Source organism: Hoeflea sp. TYP-13 (assembly GCF_040932035.1).
GTDB lineage: Bacteria > Pseudomonadota > Alphaproteobacteria > Rhizobiales > Rhizobiaceae > Hoeflea_A.
In genome coordinates this window covers 1-23,390 of the sequence record NZ_JBFRBB010000002.1, presented here as the reverse complement: position 1 = coordinate 23,390, position 23,390 = coordinate 1, and the positions used below count along the sequence as shown (strand labels likewise).

General features: G+C 57.6%; 17 protein-coding genes and 4 tRNA genes. 3 read left to right on the top strand and 18 right to left on the bottom strand.

From position 1 onward, the window contains the following. Positions 1-66: 66 nt before the first annotated feature. From tuf (ABVT35_RS10280) to rpsL, 4 genes are all read right to left on the bottom strand, one after another. Positions 67-1,242, bottom strand: coding sequence for an elongation factor Tu (gene tuf / locus ABVT35_RS10280; protein ID WP_368466314.1), 1,176 nt, complete (start codon positions 1,240-1,242; stop codon positions 67-69). 71 nt (positions 1,243-1,313) lie between these two features. After that, a complete protein-coding gene (gene fusA, locus ABVT35_RS10275) occupies positions 1,314-3,404 on the bottom strand; it encodes an elongation factor G (protein WP_368466325.1) in 2,091 nt (696 codons plus the stop codon). Positions 3,405-3,442: 38 nt separating this feature from the next. Continuing rightward, the gene (rpsG, locus tag ABVT35_RS10270; protein ID WP_368466324.1) at positions 3,443-3,913 is read right to left on the bottom strand and encodes a 30S ribosomal protein S7; all 471 of its coding nucleotides are present in this window, start codon (positions 3,911-3,913) and stop codon (positions 3,443-3,445) included. A gap of 65 nt (positions 3,914-3,978) precedes the next feature. After that, the gene (gene rpsL / locus ABVT35_RS10265) at positions 3,979-4,350 is read right to left on the bottom strand and encodes a 30S ribosomal protein S12 (RefSeq protein ID WP_136661774.1); all 372 of its coding nucleotides are present in this window, start codon (positions 4,348-4,350) and stop codon (positions 3,979-3,981) included. A 477-nt stretch (positions 4,351-4,827) separates the two neighbouring features. Here rpsL and ABVT35_RS10260 point away from each other — a divergent pair, with 477 nt between their 5' ends. Next, on the top strand, positions 4,828-5,112 hold the full coding sequence (locus ABVT35_RS10260; RefSeq protein ID WP_368466323.1) for a transcriptional regulator: 285 nt from the start codon (positions 4,828-4,830) through the stop codon (positions 5,110-5,112). 87 nt (positions 5,113-5,199) lie between these two features. On the opposite strand, the gene rpoC is transcribed toward ABVT35_RS10260, so the two are convergent. The 12 genes from rpoC to ABVT35_RS10200 form a co-directional block, all read right to left on the bottom strand. Next, the gene (gene rpoC, locus ABVT35_RS10255) at positions 5,200-9,414 is read right to left on the bottom strand and encodes a DNA-directed RNA polymerase subunit beta' (protein WP_368466322.1); all 4,215 of its coding nucleotides are present in this window, start codon (positions 9,412-9,414) and stop codon (positions 5,200-5,202) included. A gap of 157 nt (positions 9,415-9,571) precedes the next feature. Beyond that, a complete protein-coding gene (gene rpoB, locus ABVT35_RS10250; RefSeq protein ID WP_368466321.1) occupies positions 9,572-13,720 on the bottom strand; it encodes a DNA-directed RNA polymerase subunit beta in 4,149 nt (1,382 codons plus the stop codon). A gap of 189 nt (positions 13,721-13,909) precedes the next feature. Then, the gene (gene rplL, locus ABVT35_RS10245) at positions 13,910-14,287 is read right to left on the bottom strand and encodes a 50S ribosomal protein L7/L12 (RefSeq protein ID WP_368466320.1); all 378 of its coding nucleotides are present in this window, start codon (positions 14,285-14,287) and stop codon (positions 13,910-13,912) included. A 54-nt stretch (positions 14,288-14,341) separates the two neighbouring features. After that, the gene (gene rplJ, locus ABVT35_RS10240; RefSeq protein WP_368466319.1) at positions 14,342-14,860 is read right to left on the bottom strand and encodes a 50S ribosomal protein L10; all 519 of its coding nucleotides are present in this window, start codon (positions 14,858-14,860) and stop codon (positions 14,342-14,344) included. A 332-nt stretch (positions 14,861-15,192) separates the two neighbouring features. Beyond that, positions 15,193-15,891, bottom strand: a complete 699-nt coding sequence (gene rplA / locus ABVT35_RS10235; RefSeq protein WP_368466318.1) for a 50S ribosomal protein L1 — start codon at positions 15,889-15,891, stop codon at positions 15,193-15,195. 4 nt (positions 15,892-15,895) lie between these two features. After that, positions 15,896-16,324: a 50S ribosomal protein L11 gene (gene rplK / locus ABVT35_RS10230; protein WP_368466317.1), complete on the bottom strand. Its 429-nt coding sequence runs from the start codon at positions 16,322-16,324 to the stop codon at positions 15,896-15,898. Positions 16,325-16,512: 188 nt separating this feature from the next. After that, positions 16,513-17,043 (bottom strand): transcription termination/antitermination protein NusG, encoded by a 531-nt coding sequence (gene nusG, locus ABVT35_RS10225; RefSeq protein WP_368466316.1) that lies wholly within the window; start codon positions 17,041-17,043, stop codon positions 16,513-16,515. 18 nt (positions 17,044-17,061) lie between these two features. Beyond that, positions 17,062-17,262 (bottom strand): preprotein translocase subunit SecE, encoded by a 201-nt coding sequence (secE, locus tag ABVT35_RS10220; protein WP_368466315.1) that lies wholly within the window; start codon positions 17,260-17,262, stop codon positions 17,062-17,064. Between the two features lie 262 nt (positions 17,263-17,524). Next, a tRNA-Trp gene (locus ABVT35_RS10215) sits at positions 17,525-17,600 on the bottom strand. Between the two features lie 201 nt (positions 17,601-17,801). Then, positions 17,802-18,977, bottom strand: a complete 1,176-nt coding sequence (gene tuf, locus ABVT35_RS10210; RefSeq protein ID WP_368466314.1) for an elongation factor Tu — start codon at positions 18,975-18,977, stop codon at positions 17,802-17,804. A gap of 386 nt (positions 18,978-19,363) precedes the next feature. Next, a tRNA-Gly gene (locus ABVT35_RS10205) sits at positions 19,364-19,437 on the bottom strand. A gap of 17 nt (positions 19,438-19,454) precedes the next feature. After that, positions 19,455-19,539 (bottom strand) — tRNA-Tyr (locus ABVT35_RS10200). 212 nt (positions 19,540-19,751) lie between these two features. On the opposite strand from ABVT35_RS10200, the gene ABVT35_RS10195 reads away from it, so the two are divergent. Then, complete coding sequence (locus ABVT35_RS10195) at positions 19,752-20,603, top strand: TrmH family RNA methyltransferase (protein WP_368466313.1); 852 nt, start codon at positions 19,752-19,754, stop codon at positions 20,601-20,603. Between the two features lies 1 nt (position 20,604). Here ABVT35_RS10195 and ABVT35_RS10190 read toward each other — a convergent pair whose 3' ends face one another. Together ABVT35_RS10190 and ABVT35_RS10185 are read right to left on the bottom strand one after the other, a co-directional pair. Next, positions 20,605-21,414, bottom strand: coding sequence for a 3-hydroxybutyrate dehydrogenase (locus ABVT35_RS10190; protein WP_368466312.1), 810 nt, complete (start codon positions 21,412-21,414; stop codon positions 20,605-20,607). Then, on the bottom strand, positions 21,407-22,951 hold the full coding sequence (locus ABVT35_RS10185; RefSeq protein ID WP_368466311.1) for a class I adenylate-forming enzyme family protein: 1,545 nt from the start codon (positions 22,949-22,951) through the stop codon (positions 21,407-21,409). The genes ABVT35_RS10190 and ABVT35_RS10185 overlap by 8 nt, the downstream gene beginning before the upstream one ends. Before the next feature lie 244 nt (positions 22,952-23,195). On the opposite strand from ABVT35_RS10185, the gene ABVT35_RS10180 reads away from it, so the two are divergent. Continuing rightward, positions 23,196-23,271: transfer RNA gene (locus ABVT35_RS10180), tRNA-Thr, on the top strand. Positions 23,272-23,390 lie beyond the last annotated feature (119 nt).

The following is a 23,390-nucleotide window of genomic DNA, read 5'->3' as shown; positions in this document are numbered from 1 at the left end:
TTTGCGGATCTATGCCGCCGGTTTTGCAAAACGCGCCGGATGGACCGGCGCGTTTGCGTGTGCTTTTTATTCAGTGATGCTTGCGACGATGCCGGCGCCGACGGTACGGCCGCCTTCGCGGATGGCGAAGCGCAGCTTTTCTTCCATCGCAATCGGCACGATCAGCTCAACGTCAACCGTGACGTTGTCGCCGGGCATCACCATTTCCGTGCCTTCTGGAAGCGTGACAACACCGGTCACGTCCGTCGTGCGGAAATAAAACTGAGGACGGTAATTGGTAAAGAACGGCGTGTGACGGCCACCCTCTTCCTTCGTCAGAATGTAGGCCTCAGCCTTGAACTTGGTGTGCGGCGTAACAGAACCGGGCTTGCAAAGAACCTGACCGCGCTCAACACCGTCACGGTCAACACCGCGAAGCAGTGCGCCGATGTTGTCGCCGGCCTGACCCTGGTCAAGAAGCTTGCGGAACATCTCAACACCCGTGCAGGTCGTCTTCGACGTGTCCTTGATGCCGACAATCTCAATCTCGTCGCCGACATTGATGATGCCACGCTCAACACGGCCGGTCACAACCGTGCCGCGGCCGGAAATCGAAAACACATCCTCGATCGGCATCAGGAACGGCTGGTCGATGGGCCGCTCCGGCGTCGGAATGTACGCGTCAACCTGGGCCATCAGCTCGCGAACAGCGTCTTCGCCGATCGTCTTGTCCTTGTCCTCAAGCGCAGCCAAGGCAGATCCCTTGACGATCGGAATGTCGTCGCCCGGGAACTCATAGGTGTCGAGAAGCTCGCGAACTTCCATCTCGACAAGCTCGAGAAGCTCTTCGTCGTCAACCTGGTCAACCTTGTTGAGGAAGACAACAATCGCAGGAACACCAACCTGACGGGCAAGCAGAATGTGCTCGCGCGTCTGCGGCATCGGACCGTCGGCAGCCGAAACAACCAAAATCGCACCGTCCATCTGCGCCGCACCCGTGATCATGTTCTTCACATAGTCAGCGTGGCCGGGGCAGTCGACGTGGGCGTAGTGACGGTTCTCCGTCTCATACTCAACATGCGCCGTCGAAATGGTGATGCCGCGCGCCTTCTCTTCCGGCGCACCGTCAATCTCGTCATAGGCCTTGAAGTCGCCAAAGTACTTCGTGATCGCCGCCGTCAAAGACGTCTTGCCGTGGTCAACGTGACCAATCGTGCCGATGTTCACGTGCGGCTTGTTACGTTCAAATTTGCCTTTCGCCATTTTCGGCTCTCCGTGTTTCCGTGCCCGGTTAAAGGGCTAATTGCATTACTGTTTTCTTACTCAGACCGCGATCAGGCGTACTTTTCCTGAATTTCCTGTGCCACGTTGGACGGCACCGGTGCGTAGTGGTCGAACTGCATGGAGTACTGGGCACGGCCCTGTGACATCGAACGCAGGTTGTCCACGTATTTGAACATGTTCGCCAGCGGCACATGGGCGTTGATGACAACGGCAATACCGCGAACTTCCTGGCCCTGGATCTGACCTCGGCGGGAGTTCAGGTCACCGATGACGTCGCCCACATAATCTTCCGGCGTAACCACTTCGACCTTCATGATCGGCTCGAGAAGCTGAGCGCCGGCCTTCTGCGCACCTTCACGGAAGGCGGCGCGGGAGGCGATCTCAAAGGCGAGAACCGAAGAGTCAACGTCATGATAGGCACCGTCGACGAGCGTGGCTTTCACACCCAACATCGGGAAGCCAGCCAGAGGACCGGAAGAAAGAACGCTTTCGATACCCTTTTGAACGCCGGGAATGTATTCCTTCGGAACGTTGCCGCCGACGATCTTCGAAACGAATTCGAACTCTTCGCCTTCGGGATTGGGTTCGAAGATGATCTTGACGCGCGCGAACTGACCCGAACCACCGGACTGTTTCTTGTGGGTGTAGTCGATTTCGGCTTCCCGGGTGATGGTTTCGCGGTAGGCCACCTGCGGTGCGCCCACATTGGCCTCGACCTTGAATTCGCGCTTCATGCGGTCGACGAGGATATCGAGGTGAAGCTCACCCATGCCGGCGATGATGGTCTGACCAGATTCCTCATCCGACTTGACGCGGAAGGACGGATCTTCGGCCGCCAGGCGGTTGAGCGCGATGCCCATCTTTTCCTGGTCGCCCTTGGTCTTCGGCTCGATGGCGATCTGGATAACCGGATCAGGGAATTCCATCCGCTCGAGAATGACCGGCTTCAGCGCATCGCAGAGCGTATCGCCCGTGGTTGTCTCCTTAAGACCGGCCAGCGCTACGATGTCGCCTGCATAGGCAACGTCGATGTCTTCACGGCTGTTGGAGTGCATCTGCAGCATACGGCCAACGCGTTCGCGCTTTTCCTTGACCGTATTCATGACCGAAGAACCTTTTTCGATCTTGCCGGAATAGATGCGGGCAAAGGTGAGCGAGCCGACAAACGGGTCGTTCATGACTTTGAACGCAAGCATGGAAAGCGGCTCATCGTCGGAAGCGACGCGGCTAATTTCCTCGTCGGTCTTCACATCGATGCCCTTGATGGCAGGAATGTCGACCGGGCTCGGCAGGTACTCGACAACGGCGTCGAGAAGCGGCTGGACGCCCTTGTTCTTGAACGCGCTGCCGCAGAACATCGGATAGAAGTCCACATTGATGGTACCCTGACGCACGAGGGCGCGGATTTCATCGTTGGTCGGCATGTTGCCTTCCAGGTAGGCTTCCATCGCAGCTTCGTCGATCTCGACTACGGTCTCGATGAGCTTTTCGCGGTATTCCTCGGCCTTTTCTTTCAGGTCTTCCGGAATTTCCACAACGTCCCACTGGGCGCCGAGCGACTCGTCGCGCCACACCAGAGCGTTCATCTCAATCAGATCGACAACGCCCTTGAAGTCACTTTCCGCACCGATCGGCAACTGCATGACGACCGGGATTGCACCGAGGCGCGAGCCGACCATCTCGACCGAGCGGTAGAAGTCGGCGCCGATCTTGTCCATCTTGTTGCAGAAGATCATGCGCGGGACATTATACTTGTCAGCCTGACGCCAGACCGTTTCGGTCTGCGGCTCAACACCGGCATTGGCATCGAGAAGCGCTACCGCACCGTCAAGAACGCGGAGCGAACGCTCAACTTCAATGGTGAAGTCGACGTGTCCGGGCGTGTCGATGATGTTGAAGCGGCGCATGCTGCCATCGCGGCCCTTCCAGAACGTGGTTGTCGCGGCAGAGGTGATCGTGATGCCACGCTCCTGCTCCTGCTCCATCCAGTCCATGGTTGCGGCACCGTCATGCACTTCGCCGATTTTATGAGACTTGCCCGTGTAGTACAGGATACGCTCAGTCGTCGTCGTCTTGCCGGCGTCAATGTGCGCCATGATGCCGAAGTTGCGATAATCTTCAATTGCGTATTCGCGTGACATATCAAATGCCTTTCAATGCAAATGTCGTGTCCGACCGGTTACCAGCGATAGTGCGAGAAAGCGCGGTTGGCGTCGGCCATCTTGTGCGTGTCTTCACGCTTCTTAACGGCGTTGCCGCGATTGTTCGCAGCATCCATGAGTTCGCCGGAAAGGCGATCGACCATGGTTGACTCGTTGCGGTTGCGCGCGGCGGTGATGAGCCAGCGGATGGCGAGAGCCTGACGGCGTTCCGGGCGGACATCGACAGGAACCTGATAGGTTGCACCACCAACACGGCGGGAGCGAACCTCAACCTGCGGCGCAACATTTTCCAGAGCGGAGTGGAACGTGCCAACCGGCTCCTGCTTGGTTTTTTCTTCGATCACATCGAAGGCGCCATAGACGATCCGCTCTGCAACGGACTTCTTGCCGTCCAGCATGATGGCGTTCATGAATTTGGTGACCACCAGATCGCCGAATTTCGGATCCGGGTTGATCTCGCGTTTTTCTGCACTGTGACGTCGCGACATGCTCTTGTCTCTCAACTACCGTCGGATGCGCGGCGCCCCTGCGCCACGACCCGAACTATTGGTTCTTACTTCGGACGCTTGGCGCCATATTTCGAACGGCGCTGTTTGCGATCCTTGACGCCCTGCGTATCGAGAACGCCACGAATAATGTGGTAACGCACACCCGGAAGGTCCTTCACACGACCACCACGGATCATGACGACCGAGTGCTCCTGAAGATTGTGACCTTCGCCGGGGATGTATCCAATAACCTCGAAGCCGTTGGTCAAACGGATCTTGGCAACCTTACGCAAAGCCGAGTTTGGCTTCTTCGGGGTCGTTGTGTAGACGCGGGTGCAAACACCACGCTTCTGCGGATTGGCCTCGAGAGCCGGAACCTTGTTTCGCTTAACCGGCGCCTGGCGCGGTTTGCGGATCAGCTGGTTTACGGTAGGCATTCAACCTTCCTTTTAAACAAAACCTTGCGTATGCCCTTTCGGGCGCTCTTTTGCACGTTCATTCCATGCGCAAACGGGCAAATCCGCGCAACGGCGGCTTGCCCCCAAAATCGCAGAGGACACGATGTAACCCGTGTCATGCATGCAGCATTTTGTATCAACGTGCGTTTAGAACCGTGTTTGAGGCGAACTTCAGGACGAGTCATCCCGAACCAGCCAGCCTCACATCGGCTCTGGTGGCCGCTAGATACTTATTTGCCGGGAAGTCGTCAAGTGCCTGGGGCAAATAATCTCCCCAAGGCGCCCAATACGCGGTCAAAGTGATCAATTGGAGCCAAATCGACCTGATTCGTCACTCATTTTCTTGCGGACCGGGCCAGAAAATAGCACAAGAGTCCACACAACTCCCCTGCCCGGTTTCATTCTGCGGGAATCGGGGAATCACTTAGCCTGCAAATCAACAGCGAGAGTCTCCTGATGAACGCATCCCAGTATGAAGACGGCGAAGACGCAACCGTATTTGTCATCATTGGCAGAGCCTTCGAGAGAAAGGGAGACGAACCCATGGACATTCACATTCTGTTGACAGCACCCGACGACGATACGGCCGTGCGCGAGGCGCTCAATGCCCTGGCGCAGGAAGGCTATGAAGAGGCGGAACTGGATCAGATCGGCGTACTCGACGGCATGCCGGATGAAGAGCCCTATGCATCGGCTTACCAGGGCGCCATGGAAGGCGAAATAGCGATCATTACGATGTAGACAGCTACGCACCGACCGCTTTGCGGGCCAAAACGAAAAACCCCGGCAAAATCTGCCGGGGTTTTTTGTCTTCAACCTGTTTGAGCCCTATTCGCTCGCCGGCACCTTTTCGGCCTCGGCGGAGAGATCGGCGAGCATCGGGCCCGCGTCTTCCACACCGGAGGTCTTCTTGCGCTCTTCCAGGATCAGGTCGTCGCGCGAGGTGGCGATGCGGCGGATCTGGTTCATCGCGCCGCCCGTACCTGCCGGGATCAACCGGCCGACAATGACATTTTCCTTCAGACCCTGAAGGGCATCCATCTTGCCGGCAACGGCTGCTTCCGTCAGAACCTTGGTGGTTTCCTGGAAGGAAGCCGCCGAAATGAAGGACGGCGTCTGCAGCGATGCCTTGGTGATGCCAAGCAGGACCGGATCGCCGACCGCAGGCTTCTTGCCTTCTTCGGCAAGGCGCTCATTGGCGATATCTAGCTCGATGCGATCGACATTGTCACCGACGATGTAAGCGGAGTCGCCGGAATCGGTGATTTCGACTTTCTGCAACATCTGGCGGACAATCACTTCGATGTGCTTGTCGTTGATGAGAACGCCCTGCAGGCGATAAACTTCCTGGATCTCGTTGACGAGATAGGAAGCCAGAGCCTCGACACCCTTAATGGCAAGGATATCGTGCGGTGCCGGATTGCCGTCGAGGATGTAATCACCCTTTTCGATGGCATCACCATCCTGCAGGTGGAACGGCTTGCCCTTCGGAATGAGATATTCCACGGGCTCGGCACCATCTTCCTGCGGCTCGATCACGATACGGCGCTTGTTCTTGTAGTCGCGACCGAAGCGGATCGTTCCATCAATCTCAGCGATGATGGCATGGTCCTTCGGACGGCGCGCTTCGAACAGTTCGGCAACACGCGGCAGACCACCGGTGATGTCCTTGGTCTTGGCGCTTTCCAGCGGAACACGCGCAAGAACGTCGCCTTCCGAAACCTTCGAGCCGGGCTCGACCGACAGAATGGCATCCACTGACAAAAGGAAGCGTGCTTCGCCACCCCTTGAGAGCTTGGCAACCTTGCCGTCCTTGCCCTTGATGATGATCGCGGGCTTGAGGTCGGCGCCACGCGGCGTCGAACGCCAATCGATTACCTGACGCTTGGTGATACCGGTTGTCTCGTCGGTCGACTCCGAAACCGATACGCCGTCGACGACGTCTTCGAATTCGACCGTACCGGCAACCTCGGTCATCATCGGCCGCGTGTACGGATCCCACTCGGCGAGGCGCTGTCCGCGCTTCACGGTGTCACCATCGTCGACGAAGATCCGCGAACCGTAGGCCACGCGCTGAGACGAACGCTCTACGCCCTGCTCGTCGAGGATCTGAACCGACATGGAACGTCCCATTGCAACGAGATTGCCATCCGAGTTGCGTAGGATGTTGCGGTTCTTGATGCGAACCGTACCCTCATAGGAGGCTTCCAGGAACGACTGGTCGACCACGGTTGCGGTACCGCCAAGGTGGAAGGTACGCATGGTCAGCTGGGTACCGGGCTCACCGATGGACTGCGCGGCAATAACGCCGACCGCCTCACCGATGTTGACCGGGGTTCCGCGTGCAAGGTCGCGGCCGTAGCAGGTTCCGCAAATGCCGCTCTGGACTTCACAGGTCAGAGCCGAGCGGATCTTCACCGACTGGACATTTGCTGCCTCAATCGACACGACATCCGGTTCCTCGATCATCGTGCCGGCAGCGACCAGCACGTCACCGGTCTGCGGATGCACGACGTCTTCAAGGGCCGTACGTCCGAGGACGCGCTGTCCGATCGAAGCAACCACCTGGCCGGCATCGACGATCGCCGTCATTGTCAGGCCGTTTTCGGTGCCGCAATCGTTTTGCGTGACGATGCAGTCCTGCGCAACGTCGACAAGACGGCGGGTCAGGTATCCGGAGTTCGCGGTCTTCAGGGCGGTGTCTGCGAGACCCTTACGGGCACCGTGCGTCGAGTTGAAGTACTCGTTCACGGTCAGGCCTTCCTTGAAGTTCGAAGTGATCGGCGTCTCGATGATCTCGCCGGACGGCTTGGCCATCAGGCCGCGCATGCCGCCAAGCTGGCGCATCTGGTTCGGCGATCCACGTGCACCGGAGTGGCTCATCATGTAGATCGAGTTCATCGGCTTCTGACGGCCATCATCGTCAAACTCGACCGCCTTGATCCGGCCCATCATTTCGTCGGCGACTTTTTCGGTCGCCTTGCCCCAGGCGTCGACAACCTTGTTGTACTTTTCGCCCTGGGTGATGAGACCGTCATTGTACTGCTGCTCGTATTCCTTCACGAGCATCTCGGTCTCGTTGACGATTTCGGCCTTGGCTGCCGGAATGACCATATCGTCCTTGCCGAACGAAATGCCGGCGCGGCAGGCATGACCGAAGCCGAGCTGCATGATGCGGTCGCAGAAAATAACCGTCTCTTTCTGACCGCAGTGACGGTAGACCGTGTCGATCATCTTGGAGATGTTCTTCTTGGTCATTTCCTGGTTGCAGATATCGAACGGCACGTTCGCATTGCGCGGCAGCAGCTCGCCGATGATCATGCGGCCAGGAGTCGTCTCGTGAATTTCGGACGTCTCGTTGCCCTCCTCGTCAACGGACTTGAAGCGTCCCTTGATCTTGGCATGCAGCGTTACGACCTTGTTTTCAAGTGCGTGATGCAACTCACCCATATCGGCAAAGACCATGCCTTCGCCGGGCTCGTTCTCGTTCACGATCGAAAGGTAATAGAGGCCGAGAACCATGTCCTGCGACGGAACGATGATCGGTGCGCCGTTTGCCGGGTGCAGAATGTTGTTGGTCGACATCATCAGCACGCGGGCTTCAAGCTGGGCTTCCAGCGAGAGCGGCACGTGAACCGCCATCTGGTCTCCGTCGAAGTCGGCGTTAAACGCCGTACAGACGAGCGGATGCAACTGAATGGCCTTGCCTTCAACAAGTGTCGGCTCAAATGCTTGAATGCCCAGACGGTGCAATGTCGGCGCGCGGTTGAGGAGAACCGGGTGTTCGCGGATAACCTCGTCGAGGATATCCCAGACTTCCGGCTTTTCCTTTTCAACCAGCTTCTTGGCCTGCTTGACCGTGGAGGAATAGCCCTTGGCGTCAAGACGCGCATAGATGAACGGCTTGAACAGCTCGAGCGCCATCTTCTTCGGCAGGCCGCACTGATGCAGCTTCAGTTCCGGGCCGGTCACGATGACCGAACGGCCGGAATAGTCGACGCGCTTGCCCAGAAGGTTCTGCCGGAAGCGGCCCTGCTTGCCCTTGAGCATGTCGGACAGCGATTTCAGCGGACGCTTGTTGGCGCCGGTGATGACGCGGCCGCGACGGCCGTTGTCGAACAGGGCGTCGACGGATTCCTGCAGCATGCGCTTTTCATTGCGGATGATGATACCCGGCGCGCGCAGTTCGATCAGCCTCTTGAGGCGGTTGTTACGGTTGATCACACGACGGTAAAGGTCGTTGAGATCGGATGTCGCGAACCGGCCGCCATCGAGCGGGACGAGCGGACGCAGATCCGGAGGAATGACCGGAACAACTTTCAGGATCATCCACTCCGGACGGTTGCCGGATTCAATGAAGTTCTCGACCAGCTTCAGCCGCTTCATCAGCTTCTTGGTCTTGAGTTCCGATGATGTAGCCGCCAGCTCATCGCGCAGATCGACGGCGATCTTTTCAAGATCCATTGCCGCCAGAAGCTCGAAGATAGCTTCCGCACCGATCATGGCGGTAAAGGCGTCCTCACCGAACTCATCGACGGCGAGCATGTACTCTTCTTCGGAAAGAAGCTGGTTTTCCTTAAGCGATGTCAAACCGGGTTCGGTGACAATGTAGTTCTCAAAATAAAGAACACGTTCAATGTCCTTGAGCGTCATGTCGAGCAGCGTGCCGATGCGGCTCGGAAGCGACTTCAGGAACCAGATATGCGCAACGGGTGCAGCCAGTTCGATGTGCCCCATGCGCTCGCGGCGAACCCGCGAGAGCGTGACTTCAACACCGCACTTTTCGCAGATGATGCCTTTGTACTTCATCCGCTTGTACTTGCCGCAAAGACATTCGTAGTCCTTGATCGGGCCGAAGATGCGTGCGCAGAAAAGACCGTCACGCTCGGGCTTGAACGTGCGGTAGTTGATCGTCTCCGGCTTCTTGATCTCGCCATAGGACCAGGAGAGGATCTTTTCCGGGGACGCAATCGAAATCCGGATGGAATCGAAGGTCTGCACCGGCGTCTGCGGGTTGAAAAGGTTCATGACCTCTTGGTTCATGCCTGTCTCCTTCGTGGGGCATTGCCCCTTTGCAGACGGTACTGTGGCTGTGCCTGCATTCCCACGTACCGTCTAAAACTTCTGCCGCCTTTGGTTTTGACTTTCCGGACATTGCCGGAAAGCAGCGCGCCAGCCTCAGGCGGCGCGCTGCACCATCTTATTCAGCTGCGTCGGGCAGCTGTTCCGCATCCTCATCCAACTCTGTGTCGATGCGGGTGTTTTCCAGTTCGACGTTGAGGCCGAGCGAACGCATTTCCTTGACGAGAACGTTGAAGCTCTCGGGAATTCCGGCCTCGAAGGTATCGTCACCGCGGACGATGGCCTCGTAGACCTTGGTTCTGCCGGCGACGTCGTCGGACTTGACGGTCAGCATTTCCTGCAGCGTGTAGGCGGCGCCGTAGGCTTCAAGCGCCCAGACCTCCATCTCACCGAAGCGCTGTCCACCGAACTGTGCCTTACCGCCCAGCGGCTGCTGGGTAACAAGCGAGTACGGTCCGATCGAACGGGCGTGGATCTTGTCGTCAACCAGGTGGTTCAGCTTCAGCATGTAGATGTAGCCGACAGTCACCTGACGGTCGAATGTTTCGCCCGTACGTCCGTCGTATAGTGTCGACTGACCGGATTCGTTGAGACCGGCCTTCAGCAACATATCGTTGACATCGGCTTCGACGGCACCATCAAACACCGGCGTCGCGATGGACACGCCACGCTTGGTCTGTTCGGCAAGGCGAACAATCGAATCATCGTCATATTTGGAGATCGGTTCACCCTTCGGACCCGAACCAATGACGTCATCGATTGTCTTGCGCAGCGGCTTGATGTCGCCGCCGTCCTTATAGACTTCAAGCATGTCGCCGATGCGCTGGCCCATACCGGCGCAGGCCCAACCCAGATGGGTTTCGAGGATCTGGCCGACATTCATGCGCGAAGGCACACCGAGCGGGTTCAGAACGATGTCCACATGGGTGCCATCGTCGAGGAACGGCATGTCTTCGATCGGGACGATGCGGGAGATTACGCCCTTGTTGCCGTGACGGCCGGCCATCTTGTCGCCGGGCTGCACTTTACGCTTCACGGCAACGAAGACCTTGACCATCTTCATGACGCCCGGAGGCATCTCGTCACCGCGCTGGACCTTTTCGACCTTGTCCATGAAACGCTGTTCAAGGCGCTTCTTGGATTCGTCATACTGGGCGCGCAGCGCTTCGACTTCACCCTGAAGCTTCTCGCTCTCAACAGCGAACATCCACCACTGCGAGCGGGGATATTCCTGCATAATTTCAGCGTCGAGCTTGGTGCCCTTCTTGAAGCCCTTCGGACCTGCAATGGCTTTCTTGCCGGCGAGCATGTCGGAAAGACGGCCGTAGACGTTACGGTCGAGAATGGCCTGCTCGTCGTCGCGGTCTTTTGCAAGACGCTCGATTTCCTCGCGTTCGATGGCCATGGCGCGTTCGTCTTTTTCGACGCCGTGACGGTTGAACACGCGTACTTCAACTACCGTCCCGAAAGTGCCGGGCGGCATGCGCATCGAGGTGTCGCGGACATCCGACGCCTTCTCACCGAAGATGGCGCGCAGAAGCTTTTCTTCCGGCGTCATCGGGCTTTCACCCTTCGGCGTGATCTTGCCGACCAGAATATCGCCCGGAGCGACCTCGGCACCGATATATACAATGCCGGCCTCGTCGAGGTTCTTCAGAGCCTCTTCCGAAACGTTGGGAATATCGCGGGTGATTTCTTCCGGTCCGAGCTTGGTGTCGCGGGCCATGACTTCAAACTCGTCGATATGGATCGAGGTGAAGACATCGTCGCGAACGATCCGCTCGGAAAGAAGGATCGAATCCTCGTAGTTGTAGCCGTTCCAGGGCATGAAGGCCACGAGCACGTTGCGGCCGAGCGCCAGATCGCCGAGATCCGTGGACGGTCCGTCGGCGATGATGTCGCCCTTGTGGATCCGGTCGCCGACATTGACCAGCGGACGCTGGTTGATGCAGGTGTTCTGGTTCGAACGCTGGAACTTCTGCAACGAGTAGATATCGACGCCGGACTTCGACGGGTCGAGCTCCTCGGTGGCCCGGATAACGATACGTGTCGCATCAACCTGGTCGACAACACCGGTGCGGTTGGCCGCAATGGCGGCACCGGAATCGCGCGCGACGACCGGCTCCATGCCGGTACCGACGAACGGCGCTTCGGCGCGCACCAGCGGCACGGCCTGCCGCTGCATGTTCGAGCCCATGAGGGCACGGTTGGCGTCGTCATTTTCAAGGAACGGAATAAGCGCCGCAGCGACCGAAACGAGCTGCTTCGGCGAAACGTCCATCAGATCGACGGAATCGCGCGGTGCGAGCATCACGTCACCGGCATAGCGGCAGACGACGAACTCATCGACGAACGAACCGTCGTCGTTGAGGATCGCGTTGGCCTGGGCCACGTGGTATTTGGCCTCCTCCATCGCCGACAGATACATCACGTCATTGGTGACCTTACCGTCGACAATGCGGCGGTACGGACTTTCAATGAAGCCGTATTTGTTGACGCGGGCAAAGGTGGCCAGCGAGTTGATCAGACCGATGTTCGGGCCTTCCGGCGTTTCAATCGGGCAGATGCGGCCGTAGTGGGTCGGATGAACGTCGCGCACTTCAAAGCCCGCACGCTCGCGGGTCAGACCACCCGGCCCAAGAGCCGAAAGGCGGCGCTTGTGGGTGATTTCGGAGAGCGGGTTCACCTGGTCCATGAACTGCGACAGCTGCGAGGATCCGAAGAACTCGCGCACGGCGGCGGCGGCCGGCTTGGCGTTGATCAGATCCTGCGGCATGACCGTATCGATTTCGATCGAGGACATGCGCTCCTTGATTGCGCGTTCCATGCGCAGCAGGCCCAGACGATACTGATTTTCCATCAGCTCGCCGACCGAGCGGACACGCCGGTTGCCGAGGTTGTCGATGTCGTCGATCTCGCCCTTACCGTCACGCAGCTCAACAAGGGTCTTGACCACGGCAAGGATATCTTCCTTGCGCAACACGCGAACCGTGTCCTCGGCATCAAGGTCGAGACGCATGTTCATCTTGACGCGGCCGACGGAAGAAAGGTCGTAGCGCTCGGCGTCGAAGAACAGCGAGTTGAACATCGCTTCAGCCGAATCCATTGTCGGCGGCTCACCCGGGCGCATGACCCGGTAGATGTCGAACAGCGCATCCTGGCGGCTTTCGTTCTTGTCGGCAGAAAGCGTATTGCGGATGTATCCGCCGACATTGACGTGGTCGATGTCGAGGATCGGGATTTCCTCAAATCCGGCTTCGATCAGAACCGGCAGCGTCTTTTCATCAAGCTCGTCACCGGCTTCCAGATAAATCTCACCGGTTTCCATGTTGACGATATCGCGAGCAAGGTATGTGCCATAAAGGTCTTCGTCGGTGGACTTCAGGGCTTTGACGCCCTTTTCATCAAGCTGACGCAGGAAACGCGGGGTCAGCTTCTTGCCGGCTTCGGCAATCACTTCGCCGCTGTCGGCATCGATCAGATCAGCCAGTGCCTTGGTCCCCTTGAGGACGTCCGGCTGGAACGGAATACGCCAGCCATCGCCTTCACGGGTGTAGATCGAGTGGCTGTAGAACGTGTCGAGAATTTCCTCGCCATCCATACCCAATGCCATGAGCAGCGACGTCGCCGGGATCTTGCGGCGGCGGTCGATACGGGCGTGGACGATGTCCTTGGCGTCAAACTCGATGTCGAGCCAGGAGCCACGATAGGGAATGACGCGGGCGGCAAACAGCAGCTTGCCGGAAGAGTGGCTCTTGCCCTTGTCGTGGTCGAAAAAGACGCCCGGGGAACGGTGCATCTGCGAAACGATAACGCGCTCGGTGCCGTTGACGATGAACGTACCGTTGTCGGTCATCAGCGGCATGTCGCCCATATAGACATTCTGTTCCTTGATGTCTTTGATGGACTTGGCGCCGGTATCTTCGTCGATATCGAACACGATCAGGCGAAGCGTAACCTTCAGCGGCGCCGCATAGGTCAGGTCGCGCTGCCGGCACTCTTCGACGTCGAACTTAGGCAGTTCGAACTCGTAGGAGACGAATTCCAGCATGGAAGCGCCGGAAAAATCGGAAATCGGGAACACAGACTTGAAAACAGCCTGCAGCCCTTCATCCGGACGCCCGCCTTCGGGTTCGTCAATCATGAGAAACTGGTCGTAAGATGCTTTTTGAACCTCAATCAGGTTCGGCATCTCGGCGACCTCGGGGATCTTACCAAAAAACTTGCGTACGCGCCTGCGACCGTTAAACGAAAGGGTCTGAGCCATCGTCGCTCCTTGTATCTTGCATCCGGGCCTGCAATTGACGAAGCCTCTGGCCAGGGGGCTTCGAATAAAGGGTCTTAGAGAACCCATTACCCAAGGGCCGTTTTCGGGCCCTTGGGTAATCGGTCCAACGGTATAACAACGCCGGAAGCGGAGCCGTAATACGGCCCCGCCCCAAAACGGTGATACCGCTTACTTAAGCTCGACAGAAGCACCTGCTGCTTCGAGCTTGCCTTTGATTTCCTCGGCTTCAGCCTTGGAAACGGCTTCTTTGACAGCCTTCGGTGCGCCTTCGACGAGGTCCTTGGCTTCTTTCAGGCCGAGGCCCGTGATGCCGCGAACTTCCTTGATGACGTTGATTTTCTTGTCGCCAGCGGCGGTCAGAACAACATCAAACTCGTCTTTTTCTTCGGCAGCAGCGGCTTCGCCGCCAGCACCGCCAGCAGCTGCAACGGCAACCGGTGCAGCGGCAGAAACGCCCCAATGCTCTTCGAGCATCTTGGAAAGCTCAGCAGCTTCCAGGACAGTCAGGTTTGAAAGGTCTTCAACGATCTTAGCAAGATCAGCCATGATTTTGTTTCCTTAAACGTTCGGTTCGAACTGGTTTGAACAGCGAAGTTGCGCCTAGGCGGCTTCGTCCTTCTGGGCATAAGCATTCATCACACGGGCAAGCTGACCTGCCGGTGCGTTGACAACCTGTGCGATGCGGGTTGCAGGCGTGTTGATCATGCCGACAATCTTCGCACGCAGCTCGTCGAGTGACGGCAGCGAGGCAAGTGCCTTAACGCCGTCCGCGTCGAGCTCGGTTGCCCCCATCGCTCCACCGAGGACAACGAGACTTTCGTTGGCCTTGGAGAATTCGACGGCGACTTTCGGAGCTGTGACAGGATCATCGCTGTAAGCAATGACGGTCTGTCCCTGAAAGAGACTGGAAATCCCTTCCGCTTCCGTGCCCTGAAGAGCAATTTTGGCCAGGCGGTTCTTCGCGACTTTGACCGTGCCTCCGGCTTCACGCATTTTCGAACGAAGATCGTTCATCTGCGCAACCGAAAGGCCAGCATAGTGGGCCACAACGACGGAACCTGTGGTCTTGAAGACCTCGTTCAGTGATGTGACGAATTCGCGTTTTTCCGCTCTTTCCACTGCCACTCTCCAGTTGACAGGTCCACAATGGATCCTGTCGGGTTTTGCCTTGCCGCATGGGGCCATTCGCGACCCGCAAGCGACGCTTGAGGATCCTGTCCCCTCGAGCCAGACCGGATGATCTGACGCAAGGCAAAGAAGGCTCGAACCGAAACGCGGTGCGCAACGCGCACGAAATTTCGGATCTTACCCGTCTCATGCGGGCAAAGTGATTAAGGCTAACCACCCGCAATCTCGGACAGGAGTTCCGGGTTTTTAGGCCCGGATTTTCCGGCCCGAAGGCCAGAAAACTTGTTAGACCGGATCAAGCCGGTCAAAATTCACGCAACAGCTCAGGCAGATGCCAGGCTGGAGGGATCGATCTTTACGCCGGCGCCCATCGTCGACGAGATTGCGACGCGCTTGACATAGTTGCCTTTCGCGCCGCTCGGCTTTGCCTTCATGACCGCATCGGTAAAGGCGCGGATATTTTCTTCGATGGCCTTTTCATCGAACGAAGCCTTGCCGACACCGGCCTGGACGATACCGGCCTTTTCTACGCGGAATTCGACTGCGCCACCCTTGGAGGCGTTAACGGCTGCCGTCACATCCGCAGTCACCGTGCCAACCTTCGGGTTCGGCATCATGCCGCGCGGGCCAAGCACCTTACCGAGGCGGCCGACCAGCGGCATCATGTCCGGTGTCGCGATGCAGCGGTCGAAATCGATCTGACCGCCCTGCACTGCCTGGACCAGTTCTTCGGCGCCAACTATGTCAGCACCGGCAGCCTTGGCTTCATCCGCCTTGGCATCGCGTGCAAATACGGCGACGCGAACTGAACGGCCGGTTCCGTTCGGCAGATTGACAACACCACGGACCATCTGGTCAGCGTGACGCGGATCAACACCGAGGTTCATTGCGACTTCGATGGTTTCATCGAATTTGGCCGTCGCACGTTCCTTGACGAGCGATACGGCTTCGGTCAGTTCGTAGAGCTTTGTCGGCTCGATACCGTCACGGACCTTCTGAGTACGTTTTGCTAGCTTGGCCATGTTCTTATCCCGTCACTTCCAGCCCCATGGAACGGGCAGAGCCCTCGACCATGGCCATTGCGCCTTCGACATCGGCTGCATTCAGATCCTGCATTTTTGCTTCTGCAATGGTGCGGACCTGCGCCTTTGTTATCGATCCTGCCGTGGTACGGCCAGGCTCGCCGGAGCCGGACTTCAGCTTGGCTTCCTTTTTCAGGAAGTAGCTGACAGGAGGCTGCTTCATCGTGAAGGTGAAGGACTTGTCCTGGTAGTAGGTGATGATGCACGGGATCGGCGCGTTTCTTTCCATCTCCTGCGTAGCCGCATTGAAGGCCTTGCAGAATTCCATGATGTTGATGCCACGCTGACCAAGCGCAGGGCCGATGGGCGGCGACGGGTTTGCGGCGCCTGCCGGGACCTGCAGCTTGAGCTGACCTGCTATTTTCTTAGCCATTTCTCTCTCTGCCTTTACATTTGGATCTGAATGAACGGATCCGTCTCATGTTTGCGGGCCGGCACAGGCTTGCCTGCATACCGGCCGTTGCCGGAATTCCGGCGGCTGCGGTTGCGTGGTTCGATTTTAAGGGCCGGCTTAGCCCTCAACATCTCCCACGCGGGGTGCAGGATAGTCCTGCAGAACGGTCAGACCTTTTCGACCTGAGCGTATTCAAGTTCGACCGGTGTAGCGCGTCCGAAGATGGATACCTCCACCTTCAGCCTGGAGCGTTCCTCATCCACCTCCTGCACCGTGCCGGAGAAGGATGCAAACGGACCATCGGAAACACGGATCTGCTCGCCGATCTCGAAGGAGATTGACGGTTTCGGCCGATCGACACCTTCCTGGATCTGGGTGAGGATCGCCTCGGCTTCCGAATCGGGAATCGGAACCGGCTTGTTGTCCGACCCCAAAAAGCCCGTGACCTTGGGCGTGTTCTTGATGAGGTGATAGGCCTCATCGGTAAGGTCCGCCCTCACCATCACATAGCCCGGAAAAAACTTGCGCTCGGAATCAACCTTGCGGCCGCGGCGCACTTCTACAACTTTTTCCGTCGGCACGAGAATTTTTTCAAAAAGGTGGTCGAGCCCTTTTGAACGCGCCTGCTCCTCGATGGAATCGGCAACCTTCTTCTCAAAATTCGAGTATGCGTGGACGATGTACCAACGCGCCGCCATTAGAGTCTCCTGCCCGCACTATCCGCCAACGTTAAGAACCAGCCCGACGAGCCAGCCCAAAAGCTGATCGGCCGCAAAGAAAAATGCCGCTGCCAGGATCACCATGACAAGCACCATCAGCGTGGAGATCATCGTCTCCCGCCTTGAAGGCCATGTCACTTTGGACGTTTCAGCGCGGACCTGCTGCAGAAACGTAAATGGGTTAGTTTTTGATGCCATAAGCCGCTCACGCATTTACGGCGCGTAAAAAGGACCGGCCAGCCCCACGCGCCGCGTGTCTGTTTTTTTCCTTAATAATCGCCGATTCCAAAAATCACAAGAGGTAATTGACGAATTATTTCAACAATTGGTGACCCTGTTCGATCCGTTCAAGAGCTTACGCCCGATCCACGACCAGTCTTTCACTTGTACCGGAAAACCGAAATGCTCCTCGCACCGCATTTGTCGGCGCGCAAATTTCAGATGATTCGGTTGGTGCAAATGGCAGGGGCAGAGAGGCTCGAACTCCCGACCTACGGTTTTGGAGACCGTCGCTCTACCAACTGAGCTATACCCCTAAGGCCGAGTGGCGGTTTAACCGCATTTGCAGTCCGGTTCAAGCATCAAGTTCACCGCAGCAGCACAAAAATTTCGATCCTGTTCAATGCGCTCCGGGACCTCAGTCAGCGATGCAAAATGCGCCAGGTCAACCCGGCGCATATATTGTTGCCCGCTTTAACAAAACGCGCCGGACGGACCGGCGCGTTTGCGTGTGCTCTTTATTCAGTGATGCTTGCGACGATGCCGGCGCCGACGGTACGGCCGCCTTCGCGGATGGCGAAGCGCAGCTTTTCTTCCATCGCAATCGGCACGATCAGCTCAACGTCAACCGTGACGTTGTCGCCGGGCATCACCATTTCCGTGCCTTCTGGAAGCGTGACAACACCGGTCACGTCCGTCGTGCGGAAATAAAACTGAGGACGGTAATTGGTAAAGAACGGCGTGTGACGGCCACCCTCTTCCTTCGTCAGAATGTAGGCCTCAGCCTTGAACTTGGTGTGCGGCGTAACAGAACCGGGCTTGCAAAGAACCTGACCGCGCTCAACACCGTCACGGTCAACACCGCGAAGCAGTGCGCCGATGTTGTCGCCGGCCTGACCCTGGTCAAGAAGCTTGCGGAACATCTCAACACCCGTGCAGGTCGTCTTCGACGTGTCCTTGATGCCGACAATCTCAATCTCGTCGCCGACATTGATGATGCCACGCTCAACACGGCCGGTCACAACCGTGCCGCGGCCGGAAATCGAAAACACATCCTCGATCGGCATCAGGAACGGCTGGTCGATGGGCCGCTCCGGCGTCGGAATGTACGCGTCAACCTGGGCCATCAGCTCGCGAACAGCGTCTTCGCCGATCGTCTTGTCCTTGTCCTCAAGCGCAGCCAAGGCAGATCCCTTGACGATCGGAATGTCGTCGCCCGGGAACTCATAGGTGTCGAGAAGCTCGCGAACTTCCATCTCGACAAGCTCGAGAAGCTCTTCGTCGTCAACCTGGTCAACCTTGTTGAGGAAGACAACAATCGCAGGAACACCAACCTGACGGGCAAGCAGAATGTGCTCGCGCGTCTGCGGCATCGGACCGTCGGCAGCCGAAACAACCAAAATCGCACCGTCCATCTGCGCCGCACCCGTGATCATGTTCTTCACATAGTCAGCGTGGCCGGGGCAGTCGACGTGGGCGTAGTGACGGTTCTCCGTCTCATACTCAACATGCGCCGTCGAAATGGTGATGCCGCGCGCCTTCTCTTCCGGCGCACCGTCAATCTCGTCATAGGCCTTGAAGTCGCCAAAGTACTTCGTGATCGCCGCCGTCAAAGACGTCTTGCCGTGGTCAACGTGACCAATCGTGCCGATGTTCACGTGCGGCTTGTTACGTTCAAATTTGCCTTTCGCCATGATTTTCCAGTCCTGTCATACTCAAAGGTTGCACTAAGGCGTTCAAGATCGGGTGCTCCTGGCGAAGCAAACCCAGATGATCGAAGGCCAAATACGGCTTTCAGCGCTTCGAAGCAAGACCAAATTGCAGGTGCCGTTGCTGTTTGCACCCTCTGAAGGCCCCTTAGTGAGGCCAATGGCCAGTTTCGACGCCGCGACAAGCGTTTAGCGGTTGTTTGTCAGATGCCGGGCCGCTTCATACTACATTGATTTTCAATTGTGGCGAATTCACATCCCATGCGAACCGATTCCCCGACACGAATTGAGTGCCACGGCGGACAAATCCAAGGGCTTGCGCCCGGCGATTGTGAACCGGTCGTATTCTACGGCAATGACAATGCGGATACTGGAGCGGGTAGCGGGAATCGAACCCGCATATTCAGCTTGGAAGGCTGCTGCTCTACCATTGAGCTATACCCGCAAGCAGTCAGTGGGAAGTGGTGGAGGGGGCTGGATTCGAACCAGCGTAGGCATAGCCAACGGATTTACAGTCCGCCCCTTTTAACCGCTCAGGCACCCCTCCAATTCCACTGACGGGGTCAAGTGACAAGGCATTTGACCAATTCACCGAAGCAATGACCGGTGAATCTGCGCCGGGGTTATGAAGGCACCGCCTGTTTCTGTCAACACGCATTTGATGAAATTTTCCTGTTTGTGCGAATGTATGTTTTTTGTCCGGCAGATTGACGACGAAATGCGTTGCCAAAACCCGCTACGCCTCTATAAGAGCCCGCCATGACCGACGACAAATCAGAAGACCGCAAAGAGCGCGACAGCCAGTACGCGAAGCGCCGCAGGGCCTATCGGGACGCCAAGGCGGCACAGGTTACGGCCAAGCAGGAGGCTCGGGGCAACAAGGGGCGTCCGCTATTGCCCGATCAGGTTCTTCTCTACGGGCTGCATACGGTCAGAGCCGCGATGGGCAATCCGGACCGCACGATCATGCGCATGCTGGCGACACGCAATGCGCTTGCCAGGCTTGATATATCAGCCCCTCAATCCCTGCCCTTCCCAGTCGAGCTGGTCGCACCGCAAGCCATCGACAAGTTGCTCTCCGCTGATGCCATCCACCAGGGCGTCATGGTGGAAGCAAAACCGCTTCGACCCCGGCCGATTTCCGAACTCAAGGACTGCTCCCTGCTGCTGGTTCTCGATCAGGTAACCGATCCGCACAATGTCGGCGCTATCATGCGGTCCGCGGTTGCACTGGACGCCGGCGCCCTCGTGACCACGATGCGCCACAGCCCGCAGGAATCGGGTGTGCTTGCAAAATCAGCCTCGGGCGCGCTGGAGCTCATCCCGCATATTCAGGTGGTCAATCTGGCCGAGGCCATCGAAGAACTAAACGCGCTCGGTTTTGAAACAATCGGGCTCGATTCGGAAGGACCGGAGCAGCTTGAAAAAACCTTCTCCGGCAAGCGCATCGCGCTTGTCCTTGGCGCCGAAGGCAAAGGCCTGCGCCAGAAAACCCGACAGACCGTCAAGGCGCTTGCGCGTCTCGACATGCCGGGCGCCATCAAATCCCTCAACGTTTCCAACGCGGCAGCCATATCGCTATACGCCGCACGCAATTATCTCGGCTCCTGATCTACTGGGCCGTCCAGCCGCCATCGATGGGGATTGCGGTCCCTGTCAAATTGTGTGCATGCCTGTGACACAGCCACACGGCAAGCGCGCCGATTTCTGAGGGATCCGACATGCGCAGCGAGGGCTGTTTTTCGCGCAGCAGATCCGCAACACCCGCCTCGCGCCCTCCGCCCAGTTGCTGTGTGCGGGCCTGAACCTGCGGTTCGATCAGCTCGGTTTCCGTCCAGCCGGGACAGATGCAATTGACGGTCACGCCGCCTGACTGACGATTGCCGGCATCCGCATATTCCAGAGCCGCCGTCCTCGACAGACCCACAAGTCCGTATTTCGAAGCAACATATGGCGCCTTGTCACGCGAGGCGACAAGACCGTGCACCGAGGCGATGTTGACGACTCGGCCATATCCCCTCTCCTTCATGGACGGCATCGCCAGCCGCATCGTGTGAAATGCAGCCGAAAGGTTGACGGCCAATATGCTGTTCCAGGTCCCGGTGTCCGCATCTTCGAGCGGCGTTGTCTTCTGGATGCCGGCATTGTTGACGAGAATATCGATATCGCCCCAATCGGCGACCTGCCGCATCATTACCTCGATCGCGTCGGGATCCATGAAATTCGCATCGAAATGCCGGACGTCACTTGCACCGGCGTCAACGACGGTGTCGGTTGCTTTTTTGACAATCCCGGCATCGCCAAGGCCATGAACCGCCACCCTGCATCCTGCTTCTCCAAGTGCCGTGGCGATCGCCAGACCAATGCCCTGTGTCGATCCGGTTACCAGCGCCGTTTTTCCTTCAAGAAACCGATCAGTCATTTTTCGTTCCGTCCTTTGTCTGAAGCATCAGGCGCAGTTCAGTCTTGAGCACCTTACCGTAGTTGTTTTTCGGCAATTCCCGCAGGAAGCGGTATTCCTTCGGCCGCTTGAAACGGGCGATATGATCGAGGCAGTGCGCATCAAGTGTTCCGGCATCGATACTTCCTTCGTTGCCGGCTACGACAAAGGCCACCACCACTTCTCCCCAGTCGGCATGCTCCTTACCCACGACGCTTACTTCACGGACATCGGGATGTTGAAGCAGTACCTCTTCAATCTCCCGCGGATAGATGTTGCTGCCGCCGGAAATGATCACGTCCTTTGAACGGTCCTTGAGGGTCAGAAAATCGTCTTCGTCCATGCTGCCCATGTCACCGGTCCACAGCCAGCCGTCGCGCAGGGTTTCAGCGGTCGCCGAAGGGTTGTTCCAGTAACCCGCCATAACCGGAGCGCCCCTGACAAGTATCTCGCCGGTGGTTCCGGCGGGAACGGTATCGCCCTCCCCGTCGGCGATACGCACCTCCACACAGGATTGTGCCCTGCCGACCGAAGCCAGTCGTTCCTTCCATCGCGGATGATTTCGGTCAGCCACCGTTTCGCGCGGCAATGCGGTAATTGTCATCGGCGATTCGCCCTGGCCGTAGATCTGACAGAAACGGGGGCCGAGCACGTCCACGGCTTCAACGATATCTTCCAGATACATCGGACCGCCGCCATAGACGATTGTCTTGATTCCGTCACCGTCTGCGCCGCTGGCGCGTGCCAAGTCGATCAGCCTGCGCACCATGGTCGGTGCTGCAAAGAAATGGACATTTTTCAGCCGGGCCGCGAGGTCGAATATCTCCGCCGGTTCAAACCCGCCGGACGGTGGCACGACATGGCGGGCGCCTTTCAGGACGTGCTGGAAATTGTAGATGCCGGCGCCATGTGACATCGGCGCTGCGTACAAAATGGCGTCCTCGGAATAAACATCGTCCACATCGACAAAATAGGTCAAAGCCATCGCCTGCAGATTGCCGTTCGATAGCATCACGCCCTTTGGCTTGCCTGTTGTGCCTGACGTATAAAACAGCCAGGCCATATCGTCATCGTTTTTCGGCACGGGAGCCTCAAGCTCGGGCCCGCAACGAAACTGATCAAAACTCTCATCATCGATGGCAATGATACGGCAATCGCTGCCTGAAAGGCGTTGCGACAAGTCGGCTACATATTTGTTGTCGGCAAACAGCACACGCGCATCCGCATCCTGAACGATCCAGGCCGCTTCGGCCGGGTGCAGCTTGGCGTTGATGGGAACGGCGACAGCTCCGGCGTGCCAGATGCCATAGAGCGCCTCCAGATAGTTGACCGAGTTGCCGGCAAATATGGCAACCCGATCGCCGGGGTTCACACCCTGCACATTGAAAAGTGTTCCGGCAATTGCCCGAACGCGCCGGGCAAATTCCGCGTAGTTGGCGACAACGCTCGTTCCGGAAAGGAGTGCAGGTTTGTCCGGAGAAATCAGCGCGGTTCTTGCAAGCCAGGCGGCAATATTCATGACAACTCCCTCGGGGCTGCGCATGTCATAACGGCCACAGTTGACTGCTGCCAATCCGTATTTCTACGAAGTTTGAGCCGATTTTCTTAGGTCAGGCCACCGGTAGTTGACTTCTGAGGAGTGCTTTCCAGCCGGCCGCTGCAAAGCGGCTGTCTCACGCAAGTGCGCTCACCTTAACCCAAAGAGTGAATTTCGCGTTTATTTTACTTTACACACCCAAGGATTATGCTAATTGCAGCGCGTTGCCCTTGTAGCTCAGTTGGTAGAGCACCTGATTTGTAATCAGGGGGTCGGCGGTTCAAGTCCGTCCGGGGGCACCAGCAATCTCCTGTCCGACCCGGAGACATAGGTAACAGAACGTACCTAAGACATGGGTGACAACCTCGTGCCGAACGGGTTGTCGATGGTTTGCAATGTTCTTTGCTCCAAGTCGATGTAT

Bases quoted from the DNA above. Each gene is read 5' to 3' on its own strand.
- rplK (WP_368466317.1), bottom strand. From the start codon at position 16,324: ATGGCTAAGAAAATAGCAGGTCAGCTCAAGCTGCAGGTCCCGGCAGGC.
- ABVT35_RS10260 (WP_368466323.1), top strand. From the start codon at position 4,828: ATGAACGCATCCCAGTATGAAGACGGCGAAGACGCAACCGTATTTGTC.
- ABVT35_RS10185 (WP_368466311.1), bottom strand. From the start codon at position 22,951: ATGAATATTGCCGCCTGGCTTGCAAGAACCGCGCTGATTTCTCCGGAC.
- rpoC (WP_368466322.1), bottom strand. From the start codon at position 9,414: ATGAACCAAGAGGTCATGAACCTTTTCAACCCGCAGACGCCGGTGCAG.
- nusG (WP_368466316.1), bottom strand. From the start codon at position 17,043: ATGGCGGCGCGTTGGTACATCGTCCACGCATACTCGAATTTTGAGAAG.
- rpsG (WP_368466324.1), bottom strand. From the start codon at position 3,913: ATGTCGCGACGTCACAGTGCAGAAAAACGCGAGATCAACCCGGATCCG.
- secE (WP_368466315.1), bottom strand. From the start codon at position 17,262: ATGGCATCAAAAACTAACCCATTTACGTTTCTGCAGCAGGTCCGCGCT.
- fusA (WP_368466325.1), bottom strand. From the start codon at position 3,404: ATGTCACGCGAATACGCAATTGAAGATTATCGCAACTTCGGCATCATG.
- rpsL (WP_136661774.1), bottom strand. From the start codon at position 4,350: ATGCCTACCGTAAACCAGCTGATCCGCAAACCGCGCCAGGCGCCGGTT.
- ABVT35_RS10190 (WP_368466312.1), bottom strand. From the start codon at position 21,414: ATGACTGATCGGTTTCTTGAAGGAAAAACGGCGCTGGTAACCGGATCG.
- rplA (WP_368466318.1), bottom strand. From the start codon at position 15,891: ATGGCCAAGCTAGCAAAACGTACTCAGAAGGTCCGTGACGGTATCGAG.
- ABVT35_RS10195 (WP_368466313.1), top strand. From the start codon at position 19,752: ATGACCGACGACAAATCAGAAGACCGCAAAGAGCGCGACAGCCAGTAC.
- rpoB (WP_368466321.1), bottom strand. From the start codon at position 13,720: ATGGCTCAGACCCTTTCGTTTAACGGTCGCAGGCGCGTACGCAAGTTT.
- tuf (WP_368466314.1), bottom strand. From the start codon at position 1,242: ATGGCGAAAGGCAAATTTGAACGTAACAAGCCGCACGTGAACATCGGC.
- rplL (WP_368466320.1), bottom strand. From the start codon at position 14,287: ATGGCTGATCTTGCTAAGATCGTTGAAGACCTTTCAAACCTGACTGTC.
- tuf (WP_368466314.1), bottom strand. From the start codon at position 18,977: ATGGCGAAAGGCAAATTTGAACGTAACAAGCCGCACGTGAACATCGGC.